This is a genomic window from Veillonella parvula, assembly GCF_032577575.1.
Taxonomy (GTDB): Bacteria; Bacillota; Negativicutes; order Veillonellales; family Veillonellaceae; genus Veillonella.
This window is the reverse complement of the sequence record NZ_JAWFVO010000001.1, coordinates 151,103-166,417: the sequence shown is the minus strand read 5'-3', so window position 1 is coordinate 166,417 and position 15,315 is coordinate 151,103. Positions and strand designations below refer to the sequence as shown.

Annotated in this window: 12 protein-coding genes; all 12 read right to left on the bottom strand. The window is 37.8% G+C overall.

Going from position 1 to position 15,315, the window contains the following annotated elements; genetic code table 11:
* Positions 1-33 precede the first annotated feature (33 nt).
* Complete coding sequence (locus E7K77_RS00755) at positions 34-1,017, bottom strand: 3'-5' exonuclease (protein WP_077708351.1); 984 nt, start codon at positions 1,015-1,017, stop codon at positions 34-36.
* Positions 1,018-1,021: 4 nt separating this feature from the next.
* On the bottom strand, positions 1,022-2,062 hold the full coding sequence (locus E7K77_RS00750; protein WP_004692983.1) for a glycosyltransferase family 9 protein: 1,041 nt from the start codon (positions 2,060-2,062) through the stop codon (positions 1,022-1,024).
* Complete coding sequence (locus E7K77_RS00745; protein WP_004692982.1) at positions 2,062-3,081, bottom strand: glycosyltransferase family 9 protein; 1,020 nt, start codon at positions 3,079-3,081, stop codon at positions 2,062-2,064. Before E7K77_RS00745 ends, E7K77_RS00750 begins: the two co-directional genes overlap by 1 nt.
* Positions 3,082-3,151: 70 nt before the next feature.
* Positions 3,152-3,646 (bottom strand): D-glycero-alpha-D-manno-heptose-1,7-bisphosphate 7-phosphatase, encoded by a 495-nt coding sequence (locus E7K77_RS00740; protein ID WP_004692981.1) that lies wholly within the window; start codon positions 3,644-3,646, stop codon positions 3,152-3,154.
* The gene (gene rfaD / locus E7K77_RS00735) at positions 3,646-4,611 is read right to left on the bottom strand and encodes an ADP-glyceromanno-heptose 6-epimerase (protein WP_060918813.1); all 966 of its coding nucleotides are present in this window, start codon (positions 4,609-4,611) and stop codon (positions 3,646-3,648) included. The genes E7K77_RS00740 and rfaD overlap by 1 nt, the downstream gene beginning before the upstream one ends.
* Positions 4,608-6,086, bottom strand: a complete 1,479-nt coding sequence (rfaE1, locus tag E7K77_RS00730) for a D-glycero-beta-D-manno-heptose-7-phosphate kinase (protein WP_325305848.1) — start codon at positions 6,084-6,086, stop codon at positions 4,608-4,610. Before rfaE1 ends, rfaD begins: the two co-directional genes overlap by 4 nt.
* A 93-nt stretch (positions 6,087-6,179) precedes the next feature.
* Positions 6,180-6,749: a D-sedoheptulose 7-phosphate isomerase gene (gmhA, locus tag E7K77_RS00725; RefSeq protein ID WP_325305846.1), complete on the bottom strand. Its 570-nt coding sequence runs from the start codon at positions 6,747-6,749 to the stop codon at positions 6,180-6,182.
* Positions 6,749-7,675, bottom strand: a complete 927-nt coding sequence (locus tag E7K77_RS00720) for a dipeptidase (protein WP_325305844.1) — start codon at positions 7,673-7,675, stop codon at positions 6,749-6,751. The genes gmhA and E7K77_RS00720 overlap by 1 nt, the downstream gene beginning before the upstream one ends.
* 60 nt (positions 7,676-7,735) lie before the next feature.
* Positions 7,736-8,227, bottom strand: coding sequence for a transcriptional regulator NrdR (gene nrdR / locus E7K77_RS00715; RefSeq protein ID WP_004692976.1), 492 nt, complete (start codon positions 8,225-8,227; stop codon positions 7,736-7,738).
* 198 nt (positions 8,228-8,425) lie between these two features.
* A complete protein-coding gene (locus tag E7K77_RS00710; protein WP_325305843.1) occupies positions 8,426-11,872 on the bottom strand; it encodes a pyruvate carboxylase in 3,447 nt (1,148 codons plus the stop codon).
* A gap of 282 nt (positions 11,873-12,154) precedes the next feature.
* Positions 12,155-13,504: a M18 family aminopeptidase gene (locus E7K77_RS00705; RefSeq protein WP_325305841.1), complete on the bottom strand. Its 1,350-nt coding sequence runs from the start codon at positions 13,502-13,504 to the stop codon at positions 12,155-12,157.
* 234 nt (positions 13,505-13,738) lie between these two features.
* The gene (locus E7K77_RS00700; RefSeq protein WP_004692973.1) at positions 13,739-15,139 is read right to left on the bottom strand and encodes an anion permease; all 1,401 of its coding nucleotides are present in this window, start codon (positions 15,137-15,139) and stop codon (positions 13,739-13,741) included.
* Positions 15,140-15,315 lie beyond the last annotated feature (176 nt).

The following is a 15,315-nucleotide window of genomic DNA, read 5'->3' as shown; positions in this document are numbered from 1 at the left end:
TACAGTTCAGAAAACGAACTTGAATTTACATAACTATTTTTGGCGGACTTTTTCTTGTTCCGCCTTACGATACTCTAAATATTTTCGCTCTTTTTCGCGATTGATTTCAGACTTCTGAGTATATAGAGAACGAATTTCATCCGTACAATGGGTCAGTACCTTAGTAACATAGAATTTACTACTGCCGGACTTAATCGTATACTTTCCAACTTTAAGTTGCACCGCAAAATCGCCATGTTTAGGACATACTCCAATGGCTAGGTGCTTATCCCCTTGTAATCGTTCAGGTCTTGTCGTTTCTAAACGTGTTTGACAGTACGGACAGAAGGACATACGTACTCTTCTATCATGAACAATACGTTTTTTCTCAGAAAAATTTTCATACATAAAAAAGGTAAGAATAGGAGGATATAGGAAAGGATTACTACTTTCCTTGCGAATTAGATCATAATGCAGAATTCCTTGTGCAATATCTAAAGTCTGACAAATGTGAGCTGTAAAAACTGCATCATGCAAGGCATTATGAGCAGATAAATGCTCCGTCGATATATTGAGATCCTCCATAGCATGCGCCACAGAATACTGTTGACTTGTTCCATAGCGTTGATAAGAATAAATCATTTGCGCATCTACCCATTGATCATAAGATAATGCTTTCATCTTATGAAGCATAAGATTTTCTCGAAGGATAAGAATATCGTCTGATCCCCAAGAAAGCAGCATATATTCATCACCACACCATTTTTGAAAGTACTGCATAGCCGTCTTGAATGGCACACCATGATTGAGCTCATGGGTGGTTATCCCTGTCAACTCGCGCACATGTTTATGCATCCGTGGCAGATATTGAGGTTTGATGAACATCGTAAAATGATCTATAATGTCCATCTTTTCATTCAGTTTTACCGCTCCGATTTGAATGATTTCCCCTGTCAACGGCATTTTTGTGCGCTTCATAAAGCTAATGTCATTGCTATAGGGTTGGTTCCATTCTAAATCAAATACAATATAGTTCATACGTTTATTTCGATTCTAAAAGCAATGTTTCCGCTGCTTTAATAACCTGTTCTTCAGAAATTACAGATAAACCTTTATAATTTCCTTCTTTAATAATTTTTTTCATGCTTTTACCAATCTCATAAGAATCCATCGTTTCTAAAACGATAGCATGAGCTTGATAAGGTCCATAAAAGAATGGATTTGATGGACCATACAGTGCCACAATTGGCACACCTTGACTGATTCCTACATGCATTGGTCCAGAGTCATTAGTAATTAATAGATTACAACGGCTCATAGCCGCTGCCAAAGGACCTAACTGGAATTTTCCGGTAGCCACAATAGGCTTTGTTTCCATTTGTTCTACTACAGGCTGCACCATTTCAAGGTCCATAGGTCCGCCAAAGAAAACCGTCTTATAACCTAAACGACCAAAGTAATCTGCTACATGCGCAAATCGTTCAGCTGGCCAACGTTTCTCAGGAACGGCGCTACCGATATTAAATCCAATGAGTATATCAGTATCAGTTAATCCATGACTAGAATAAAACTCTCGAGCCTGACGACGCCATTCTTCACAGATTTCAATATGTAAACCAGAGTTAGAAGTATCTGTTACACCTAATTGCTCTAGTACATTAATGTACATATCCGCAGCATGACGAGTTTTACGATCTAAGCGCGTATACTTTGTCATGAATGGTCTAAAGAGGAAATGGCTCATACCAGTTGTAATAGGTGCATGAATCTTCCATGCTAAATATGAAGTACGCTCATTAGGATGCAAATTAATGACAATGTCAGGTTTTCCCTTAGCATTGATTTCACGAGCCACTTCATTGAGACCTGAGATGCTATTATGGCGCCCTTTTTTATCTACAACAATAAGTTCATCAATATTTGGATTATATTCCATTACTTGTTGTAATTTTTCATCTATTACATACGTAATATGACTATGAGGAGCCGCTTTGCGAAGCACTTCTAAAAACGGAGTCGTTAATATAACATCGCCTAAATGCATTAAAAAGGTTACCACAATGCGCTTATAATCTAGTTCCATTATAGTTCCTTTCCAAGTACTTGTTCATACACTGACCATACCGCGTCTACAGGAATTTGTGCCATACAATCTGGATCATCTACTAGTGGTTGCTCAGGTGTAGCCTTAGAAGTAGGTGAAATAATGAGATGTACATGACTACCACCATAAGGACCTGTACGCTTAGGTGATGTTGTACCAAACATGGCAATCAAAGGACGCTTCAAAGCATTTGCAATATGCAATGGTCCCGTATCGGCACTAATAAAAATCTGACAATGACGAATCAACTCAATGAGTTCAGGCATGGTTGTAGATCCCACTAAATTGATGAGATTCTTATGTTTTACATAATTTTCTATGAAAGCACCTTTATCTACATCATCAGGAGCACCGGCAATAACAACCTTCTTACCAGATTCACATAAACGAATACAAAGTTCTCCAAAATTTAGAAGTGGCCACTCCTTAACAATCCATCGTGCCCCTGGTACAACTACAATATATTCATCATCTACACCATGGCATTTCAACTTTTGTTTTATGGATTTCTCAGCCTCAACGTAAGCTGGCATAGGAAATTCAATCTCCTCTACCTCACCACCAAGTACACGTACAGTATCAAGATACCGTTCGATAACATGGTCGTATTTATGCTCACCTACTAATGCTTTATTAACAAGATTACTGCCCTCACGAAGCTCCCAGTAGCCATATTTTTCAGGGGCACCAGATAATAAAGAAACAATAGCACTTTTCGCGATGCATTGAAGGTCTAAGGTCATATCAAAATGACGACTATGTAGCTCCTTGCGCAATTGATATAAATACGTAGGCTTCTTTAGTTGTTTTTTGTCAATGATAATCACGTCATCAACCCATGGTGTACCAGGTAAGAGGCTAGCGAATTGCTCATGAATAGCCCATGTAATACGCGCATTAGGCCAATTCTTGCGCACAGCGTACAAGGTAGGCAATGCGTGAATTACATCACCTAAGGAACTCATCTTGATGATGAGTATATTCTTGTAATCTTTCATAAAGCCTCCCCAAATACAACACAACAAACCCAAATATATTCTTCCGAAATAAACTAAATGGAATAAATGATTAAATTATTGTTTTAATGAAATCCAATAGATTAGAGCCTTTAAATAGGTACCCCTTAATGCCAGCAGCCTCAGCTGCATCAACATCACGCTGACTATCACCGATAAGAAAACTATCTGATATATTTACATCATAATCCTTAATAGCTTGCTTAATCATGCCAGGTTTAGGCTTTCTACATTCACATTCTACTGCATAGAGAGGAACAATACCTTCTTTATGATGTGGGCAATAATAGAAATGTAAAATCGGTGCTCCACTGCGATCTAGTTCATGAGCCATATAGTCATGTAAAATCTGAACATCAGATTCTTTATAATAACCACGAGCTACACCACTCTGATTTGTCACGACAATGAGATCATAGCCCTTACTATGAGCATAAGCAAGGGCCTCTTTTGCACCATCTACCCACTCTAAATCGCTGATTTTGTATAGATAACTAACATCCTTATTAATAACACCATCGCGATCTAAAAATAATACCTTGCGCATTAGCGTAAATACCCTTCGTTATTATCTAATAGTTCACAATATTCTTTAACGGCATCTTCCATTTTATGGAACCCTTTGTCATAGCCAGCGGCTAACAATTTAGTAGTATCAGCCTCTGTAAAGCTTTGGTATTTACCCTTTAACACCTCTGGGAATGGCACATATTCAATTTTGCCTTGACCATTGTAGTCGATAACAGCTTGCATGAATTGGTTAAAGCTATGAGCATTACCTGTACCACAGTTAAAAGTACCAGAGATTTCAGGATGCTCCCAGAAATAGAAGTTTACATTAACTACGTCTTTTACATAGATAAAGTCACGTGTTTGACCACCATCTTCGTAGCCATCTGTACCTTCAAAGAGATTAATAATACCTGTTTCTTTATTTTTGTAGAACATTTGACGTACTAAAGAAGCCATTTTATCTTTATGGGCTTCATTAGGACCATATACATTAAAGTAACGTAGCCCAACAACTTGCGCAGTATATTCACCTTCATATTTGCGTACATAACGGTCGAATAACAATTTAGAATACGCATATGGGTTAAGTGCTTCTTCAGCTTCCGTTTTTTCTACGAAACCATATGTACCATTACCATAGGTAGATGCAGAGGAGGCATAGATGAATGGAATACGACGATCTTGGCAATAATGGAATAGATTTTTAGAACCTTCATAGTTGTTCTTCATCATGTATTTACCATTATATTCCATTGTGTCTGCACAAGCACCTTCATGGAATACGACTTCAATAGGGCCAACGTCGAATGTACCATCAGCAATAGCACAATCAAAATCATCACAATCGATGTAATCTAGAAATTCTAGATTTTGAATATTGCGAATCTTACGACCATCTGTAAGATCATCTACGATGAGAATATCTGTACGGCCACGATCATTCAGTGCTTTCACAATATTACTGCCAATAAAACCAGCACCACCTGTTACGATAATCATAATTTGCCCTCCTTAGCCATAGTAGCTATTTTCCCTACAATATCTGATGTAGAGTAACCTTCTTTAAATGAAAGAACCTCTACATTGTCAACGGACTCGCGTCCAATAATATCTTCTATTTTGTAATCTCCACCCTTAACAAGAGTATTGGGACGTAAGTACGCTAGTAATTCAGCCGGTGTATCCTCTTCAAATAGTACTACACCATCAATACATTGCAACGCACTCAACAAGGCCGCTCTATCCGCTTCACTTACGATGGGCCGTGTTTCTCCTTTTAAACGTCGAACAGATACATCAGAATTTAATCCAATGATTAAATGATCACCTAGCTGCGCAGCTTCTTGTAAATACGTGATATGTCCACGGTGAAGAATGTCAAAACAACCATTTGTAAACACTACAGTTTCACCTTTGCTTTGCCATTGTGAAACGAGTTCTTTCATCTCTTCCTTCGTATATAATGGCTTAGATTGAATACTATGTTTATAGGAATGCCATAAGTCTAATAACTCAGAACGATGTATTGGATACGTACCAACCTTAGATACTACGATACCTGCTGCACCATTGGCGATATGTAAGGCTAAACGCATCGATAAACCACTTGCAAGACAGGTCATCATCATGGATACAACGGTATCTCCTGCACCACTCACATCAAACACCTCTTGTTGAGTAGCGGGATTATGCCATGTGCGGCCATCCTTTGCAATAACCGTAATACCCTTAGCAGATCGAGTAGCCACAATATAGTCTAAATCTACAGTAGCAAGTACAGACTTAGCAGCCTCTACAATAGTAGCATCATCATTTTCTAATGTACGGCCTACACATTCACCGAGTTCTTTCACATTCGGTGTAATACATGTAGCACCATTGTATTTAGACCAGTCTGCCCCCTTAGGATCTACGATAGTTTGCACACTATATTCCTTAGCCAAACCAAAGATTGTCTTCAATAAGGTAGGTGTACAAACGCCTTTACCATAGTCAGATACGACAATACCATCAATCCCCGCTTTACATAGATTTTCCAACCAAACAGACAATTGTTGCTCTTCTTGATTGGTTAAATTTGTAATCGTTTCAAAATCAAGGCGCATCATCTGTTGACGATCACCTAATATGCGCATCTTAGTAATAGTAGAGCGGTCATCACTAGTGATTAAACCAGTCGTATCGATTTTATCAGTATCAAGTAAATTTTTTAATAAATGGCCATGGTCGTCATTACCTGCTAGTGCACCAAGATATACTTTACAGTCTAAATTAGACAGATTAGATGCAACATTACCAGCTCCACCAAGGACCTCTTTCATCTTGGACACGCGGTTTACAGGAACCGGTGCTTCTGGAGAAATACGACTTACATCACCAAAAACATAACGATCTACCATTACATCGCCTACAACGGCAATCTTCAAGTTTGGCAGTTGCTTTGTTAAAAACTGACTAATGGTAGTATTTATCATAATCCACCTATTCCTTATCAAAATTACATATGTTCCTAATTTAAATAAATTTTTAATTGAAACAATGTGTATCTATGAGTAAAAACCTATCGGTTAATAGTCTTCTTCAATAATTTCGCACATAATGTGGCCAGCTAAGATATGCATTTCTTGAATGCGCGCTGTCACATTACTGGGAATAGCCAGCGTAATATCACATAGTTCGGCTAGTTTGCCACCGCCTTCCCCAGTGAAAGCAATGGTATGCATACCGATAGAACGGGCCATTTCTACAGCTTTTACAACATTCTTGGAGTTACCAGATGTAGAAATACCGATGAGAACATCACCTGTACGGCCTAAGCCCTCTACTTGACGTGCAAAAACAGATTCAAAATCATAGTCATTCGCAATAGCTGTTAATGCAGATGTATCAGTAGTTAATGCAATGCCTGCAAGAGAGCGCCGTTCCTTTTTAAAGCGACAAATCAATTCAGCTGCTAAATGTTGAGAGTCCGCCGCAGAGCCACCATTACCACAGAACAAAATTTTATTACCATTTTCTAAAGCCGCTTTACAGCGATATCCGATTTCTTGAATGGTATCCATATGTTCCATCGTTTTACCAAACACTTCAAGATGCTCTGTAAAATGATCTGCAATGATTGGATTTAAATCAGTCATTATAAAATCTCCTTTAGTAGTCTATCTGCATTTTTCCAGAATAACTTTTCACACTGTTCCACAGATAAGCCTGCCTCTTTAAATGCATCATAAAGACGACTCATTTGAGACATATCTGCAATCTCTGTGTCGGGTGGAATCCCATCAAAATCAGTTCCTAATGCCACTACATCTTCACCGCCCTTGTCGATGAGATATAGACCATGTTTAACAATATCTTCAATGCGACTAATTGGCGATGTGCCGAGAAAATTCTGTGCAAAATTAAGTCCTATAATACCTCCCTTATTAGCGATAAGTCTAATAAGATTATCTGGCAAATTTCGCGTATGAGACCGTAATTCCCGTGCATTTGAATGAGATGCTATAAAAGGAACATCTAAAATATCTCCTAGTTGCTCTGTACCAGCATCGTTAAGATGAGAGCAATCAACAATTATCCCTAACTCTTGCATAGCTTCTACAAATTCAACACCTTTAGATGTCAATTTTTTATGTTGCTCACCACAATGTGGCTCGCCAAGTCCATTTGGATAGTTCCATGTTAGCGTTATAAGTCTGACTCCATCTTGGTAAGCTTGTTTAAGTTTATTTAAATCGCCACCTAGTACGCCACCTTCCTCAATAGACATAAGTGCCCCAATCTTACCAGTCTTGTATACAGACTCTACATCTTGATAAGAGAGCACATGTTGTATGTGCTCTCCATAGTGATGAATTTGTGATACACACAAATTACGCATCTCTTCATAGCGACCATAAGGGTCATTCGTCTCACCCATATTAATAAAGAGCGCAAAGTCTTGTATCTTGCTGTGAGCCTTTTGTAATTTTTCTATATCAATTTTCCAAGTATTACGAAATAAATCACCACTATCAGGATGATCTAGCAATTGCATCATCGTATCACAATGTAAATCTATCATAAAGCCTCACACATCGTTAATTTCAAAACTATGTATAACCAATCAGTAATACAAAATCAATTATTCTTCTACGACAGGTTTGCGTTTCGGCTTTTTAGCGTCTAACTTCTTCAGAGCCTTTAACTCTTCCATAAAGCTATCAATATTATCAAACTTACGATATACACTGGCAAAACGAACATATGCAACTTGATCTATATCTTTAAGTTGTTGTAACACGAGCTCACCAATTCGATCAGTTGTAACCTCTTGGTTAATTTCATTTCGAATGTCACGCTCTACATCATTAACTACTTGCTCCATCACGGACATAGGAACTGTACGCTTATCACAAGAGCGCAATAACCCATTTAGTAGCTTACCGCGGTCAAATAATTCACGTCGTCCATTTTTCTTCAATACCATTAGTGGTACTTCTTCTATAATTTCATAGGTAGTAAAGCGACGGCCACAATTGATACATTCACGGCGACGGCGAATACTATTACCTTCATCAGTCGTTCTAGAGTCTGTTACCTTCGTGTCTGTGTGTTGGCAATAAGGACATCTCATCTGTTACTACTCCTTTTCTACTAATCATTCTAAAATAACGCATAATACGCCCATTTTCTCTATATTATATAGTACCATGAAACCCTTGAAAATACAAAGAATCCCTAGGATTTCCTAGGGATTCTTCCATTATTCTTCCATTTTTCATTTTATGAAATATTTGAGAAATAATATTTTTAATTTTAAATGATTGTTAGTTTATCGTTTTAAAGCATCTTCAATACGAAGCAAGCAGTCACCAGATTCGATACGGCTACCTTCACGTACAAGAATTTCTTCTACGATACCATCGATAGGAGCTGTAATTGTTGTTTCCATTTTCATCGCTTCTGTAACGATCAATGGTTCACCTTTAGTTACAGATTGACCATTCTTAATAAGGATCTTAACAACGGAACCAGACAATGTAGCACCAATTTCACCAGGGTTAGATTCATCCGCTTTGCGACGAACAACACCAGTTGTCTTAGCATGTTTATCATGAACCTTAATGCTACGAGGTTGACCATTAAACTCGAACAATACGATGCGGTTACCATCTTCATCAGGTTCAGAGAAACCATTCATCTTGATAATCAGTGTTTTACCTTTTTCAATGGTTACTTGAATTTCTTCGCCCCGTTTCATACCAAAGAAGAATGTTGGAGTATCTAATACAGATACATCGCCAAAGTCTTTTACAAATTTATTGTAATCTTGGTAAACCTTAGGATACAAGCAATATGCACTAATATCTTCATCAGTTGTTTGGGCTCCCATTTCGCTTAATTCATGACGAATATGTTCAAAATCTGTTGGAGGTAATACAGCACCAGGGCGAACTGTGATTGGGCGAGCACCTTTCAAGATGATTTTTTGTAATTTTTCAGGGAAGCCTTGATATGGAGTACCAAGACGTCCTTCAAAGAATTCAACTACGGATTGAGGGAAATCCAATACATCGCCTTTTTCGTAGATATCTTTTTCAGTTAAGTTGTTTTGTACCATGTACAATGTCATATCCCCTACCACTTTAGAGGATGGTGTAACTTTAATGATATCACCAAACATCATGTTTACTTGGTGGTACATTTTCTTAATATCTGTCCAACGATCACCAAGCCCTACCATTTTAGCTTGTTGTTGCAAGTTAGAGTATTGTCCACCTGGCATTTCATGTTGATATACTTCAGTATTAGGATATGCTTCTGCTTTATCTACACCTTTGTAATATGGTCTGATACTACCAAAATAATGAGACATTTCTTCCATGTAATCAATGTTCATTTCTGGTTGACGTTCATGACCGGACAACGCATAGTACATGGAATTCATACTAGGTTGAGAAGTACCATTAGCAAATGCTGAGTATGCTAAGTCGATTACATCAACACCAGCATCTACAGCGCGGCCATATGTATATATAGAGTTACCGGAGCCTTCATGAGTATGCAAGTGAATTGGAACAGAGACAGCATCTTTCAAGGCAGATACCAAGTTATAAGAAGCTTGTGGTTTTAAAAGGCCGGCCATATCTTTAATGGCAATAATATTGGCACCAGCTTTTTCAAGCTCTTTTGCCATATTTACATAATAGTCCAAGTTGTATTTTGTACGAGCACCATCAAGGATATCGCCAGTATAGCACAATGCAACTTCAGCTATTTTATTTTGTGCACGCACTTCATCGATAGCAACATGCATATTATCAAGACTATTCAAGCTATCAAATACGCGGAATACATCAATACCATTAGCAGCAGCCCGTTGAATGAATTGACGAACTACGTTGTCTGGATACGATGTGTAACCTACGGCATTTGCACCACGAAGAAGCATTTGAAGCAATGTATTTGGCACTTCACGACGGAACATGCGCAAACGCTCCCACGGATCTTCATGTAAGAATCGGTATGATACGTCAAAAGTAGCCCCCCCCCAACATTCTAAGGAGAATAAGTTAGGTACACCTTTTGCAGCATGACCAGCTACGCGAGCCATATCGATTGTACGAAGACGTGTAGCAAACAAGGATTGATGGGCATCACGCCAAGTGGTATCAGTGAAGAATACTTGTTTTTGTTCCGATAACCATTTACTGAATTTATCTGGTCCAAGTTCATCAAATTTTTGTTTTGTACCAGATGCTGGACTTACATCCAAAGTAGATGGCATTTGAATCGGTTCAAAGTCAGGAACCTCTTGAACCCCTGCACCAGAATAGCCATTAATTGTAACATCAGCAATGTAACGTAATAATTTAGTACCACGGTCACGATCTGGTTTCAATTCGAATAATTCAGGATGCTCTTCAATGAAGTTTACATTGTAAGAACCACTTTGGAATTCAGGATGTTCCAATACATTAATCAAGAAGTGAATATTTGTTTTTACACCCCGAATACGGAATTCTTTCAAGCAACGAAGCATTTTACGAATAGTTTCTTCGTTGTTAGGACCAAATGCTGTCGCTTTCACAAGCAAGGAGTCATAGTAAGGTGTTACAACGGCACCAGTAAATGCATTACCAGAGTCAAGACGGATACCAAAACCACCGGAGCTACGGTATGCCAAGATTTTACCGGTATCAGGCATGAAGTTGTTTTTAGGATCTTCTGTGGTAATACGACATTGGATAGCAGTGCCCTTACAAGGAACTTTATCTTGCTCAGGAATACCTACTTCAGGACTATGTAAGCTAAAGCCTTCAGCGATTCTAATTTGAGCATGAACAATGTCAATATCTGTAATCATTTCTGTTACAGTATGCTCTACTTGAATACGTGGATTAACTTCAATGAAGTAGAAGCTACCGTCAGCAGTTACCAAAAATTCTACAGTACCTGCATTCACATAGCCAACATTTTTCATTATTTTAACGGCAGCATCACATACAGCTTTACGAGTTTCTAAGGACAACGCAAAAGCTGGCGCCATTTCAACTACTTTTTGGTGACGACGTTGAACAGAGCAATCACGTTCATGCAAATGAACTACATTGCCATGTTCATCACCTAAGATTTGAACTTCAATATGTTTAGGCTCTACAATAAGTTTTTCTACATATACATCATCATCACCAAACGCAGCTTTTGCTTCAGACTTAGCACGATCATATGCATCTCTAAGATCTTCTTTATGATGAACTTCACGCATACCACGACCGCCGCCGCCATTAACGGCTTTAATCATCAATGGAAACCCATGTGTATCAGCAAATTCTTCTAGTTGAGTATAATCTTTTAAAGCTCCATCAGAACCTGGGATCATCGGAATTTTTGCTAATTTAGCTTGCTCACGAGCATTTACTTTATCACCAAACATATTCAAATGCTTGATTTTAGGCCCGATAAAGATAATTCCTTCTTCTTCACAACGACGAGCAAAGCCTTCATTTTCAGATAAAAAGCCATAACCTGGATGGATAGCATCGATGTCATGTTCTTTTGCAATACGGATGATATCTTCAATATCAAGATATGCGTCAACTGGTTTTTTACCGTCCCCTACGAGATAGGCTTCATCGGCTTGGTTACGGTGTAAGGATAATGTATCCTCTTTAGAGTAAATGGCTACAGTTTTAATCCCCATTTCATTACATGCACGGAACACGCGGATCGCAATTTCTCCACGGTTGGCAACCAATACGGATTTAATTTTTCTCATGTATTGCCTCCTACTAGCTTCCACAAATGTGAACTATCAGCTTTCATTTTTATTAATATATGAATATTTCCTATACTTATAGATAAATCAATATTGCGGAAAGCCTCATCAAAATTTATGATAAGGTTTTATATTCATAATAATATATACTTATTATACAATATTTTCATTATATTTAAAGGATTATACCAATTATGAAAGTATAAAATATATTTTTTACTGTTCATTACAAAAAATCATATGTCTTTCAATAATGCACATCGAATAAATTCCATTTTTATATTATTTACCACCTAAAAAGTGATTCATTAATCGATTTAATTGCTCTTGATCAGCTGACCCCATCAATTCTCTAGCTGAATGCATTGCTAAAAGAGGCACGCCTACATCAATAGTACGCATTGGTAACATAGCTGATGAAATTGAACCTACAGTAGATCCACCTGGAATATCCGAACGATTTACATAAATCTGATACTGTGCATCCGCTTCTTCACAAAGGCCTTTAACGATAGCAATGGCCTTAGCATCTCCGGCGTAAGATTGGCTACATGCAATCTTGAGGGATAACCCTTTATTAAGTACAGGAATATTCGTAATATCATTTTTCTCTGGATAGTTTGGATGTAATCCGTGAGCTACATCGGAGGAAATCATAAAACCTTTAGAAATAAACCTGTCCATCTCTTGATTAGAATATCCTAATGCGTCATACACGCGTTTAATGAGATTTGGTAATATCATACCGGCCCCACCTTGTTTTGTACGACTGCCCACCTCTTCGTTATCAAAGAGTATAGCACAACGAACACCATTGACATTCGTTTTTCGAGCTTGAATAATACCAGATAATACACCAAAGCAAGATGTTAAATTATCTAAACGAGGTGAGCTAATAAAATCACATTCCGTACCGAGTACACAGCCTTGTTCCGTAGGATATAACGTCATTTCATAAGATAATATTTCGGAAGGATCGCAATCTACTTCATCAGCTAAAAACTTTGTCCACTCATCGTATTGAGTATCTGATTCTGGGAATAAACTTGGATTATTTCTATTATTTAAAAGTTTTGTAGGATTATCTTCATTATTACGTTCCATCATCAATATAGGAAGCATTTCTTTTTGACGATTTAGTTTAACCCCATCATTAACAGAACGATTCATATGAATGGCTAGATTTGGAACAATTGCGATAGGCCGTTTTGTATCGACTAGAACAGAATCTACGTCAAAGGCATTTTTCCCTTTTAACACAACCGTACCTGCTGCACCTAATGGACGATCAAGCCATGTATTTTCTATAAGACCGCCATACATTTCTACATTTAACTTTGTGTATCCTTTCACAGAGGTTATAGGGTTTGGTTTAACACGAATAGCAGGAAAATCTGTATGAGCCGACGCAATACGTAATGTATGTTCTGGTTTCTTTCCTATATGAAATGCAAATAAGGTGGTGCCGAACACGTTAACTACATAAGAACCAGAGTCTAACTGCCACTCATCTTCTAAACTGAGCTCTGTAAATCCTAAGTCCAAAAGCATTTGTAAACTCGTATCTACTGTGTGATACGGAGATGTACAAGCGCCAATATACTTTAATAATTGTTCATTATCAAACTTCATAGGTCCCTCCTATGCACAAATCATATAAAATTTGTACAATTAGCTTGAATAATTTTTTATGTATATTATTTTACAATATTTACATTAATTATCTATTAACTACTCATATTTTATCACAAAAAGCCGCCCCTATCGGGACGGCTTTTTATATACGATGTAAATGCATAGTACACTAAGTCTAAAAAAAATTAAAGTGCATGCATTACAATCCTATAAAATTGTCAGTACTGGATTTTACCACATACCAATCAACTTCATCCATACAGAGCCAAGACCCATGAAGATAATTAAGTTGATTACAGATGTGAAGAAACCAAGTTTCCACCATGTATTTTGAGGAACATACCCAGTATTATAGATTACTGGAGATGGACCTGCAGCATAGTGAGTCAAAGACATACACAAGTTAGATGTGAATGCGATCATCAACAATGTCAACATTGGTGGTGCACCTGCAGAAATAGCGATTGCAGAGAACGCTACGAACATTGCAGAAATATGCGCTGTTAAAGATGCAAATACATAGTGAGCATATGTATTAACAAGAACAGCTACAACAAAGGCAATTACCCAAGAGCCTTCTGGAATATAACCACCAACTTGAACTGTAGCCCATTTGATAAAGCCCAATTTAGAAAGGAACCCGGCAAAGCCCATCAATGTCCCCATCCAAACCAAGGTATCCCAAGCACCTTTTTCACTCTTAACATCGTCCCAAATTAGAACGCCTGTAGCAAGTAAAATAGAAATACCTAAGAATGCAACAGTTGTAGCATCGAGTTTTGTGAATTGAGACGTAGCCCATAAAACTAATGCTAAAATAAATACGCCAAGCATTATCCATTCTTGGAAAGACATCTTTCCAAGACCTTTTAACTCTTCGCGAACCATTTGTTGAGCTTCACGAGCATCTTTAATTTCCGGTGGATACACTTTGTAAATAAAGTACGGCATAATAATCAATGCAATGATACCAGGAACGATAGCTGCCATAGCCCAGTCACCCCAAGTAATACCAATACCAAAGGATTGAAGTGCCAATGCAGCAACCAATGTATTACCAGCCATGGATGTTTGGAACATAGCAGATGTAATCGTATTTACTTGATAAATAGATTGCATCAAGAAAGAACCGATTTTACGAGGTCCATCTTGTGGTTCAGAACCAAAAGCTTTTGCTAAACTAGTTGTAATTGGCATGATTACACCGCCTACACGAGCTGTGTTAGATGGTGTTGCGGGAGCTAAAATCAAATCAGACAAAGCCAATGCATAGGCCAAACGCAAGGAACTACTACCAAAAGCAGAAATCAAATTATAAGCGATACGTTTACCCAAACCAGTTTTAATAAAGCCACGAGAGAATAAGAAAGCACCTACAATTAGCCAGATCGCAGAGTTAGCAAAACCTGAAATACCTTCACTAATCTTTAATGTACCTGTCAATGCAGCAACAGTAATAACAACGATAGATACACCACCAATCGGTAAGGGCTGAGTAATGAAGCCTACGATAGTAGCTACAAAGATTGCAAATAAATGCCATGACTGAGGAGTTAATCCCTCTGGAGTTGGAACAAACCACAGACCTAAACCAAAGGCTGCCGGAATGATCCAGTTCAATAGTTTTTTCATACACATACCTCCTACTTAGAAAAACATTAACATTCATCCAATAAAATGCCAGTACCCCCTATGGTATCATTTTAAGAAAAATAAAAATCTATACTAACTATGTTCAGTATTTCTGTAGTATGAGAATTAAAGATATAATTCTAGCTTCTTACCATAAATATAATATACTTCACGAT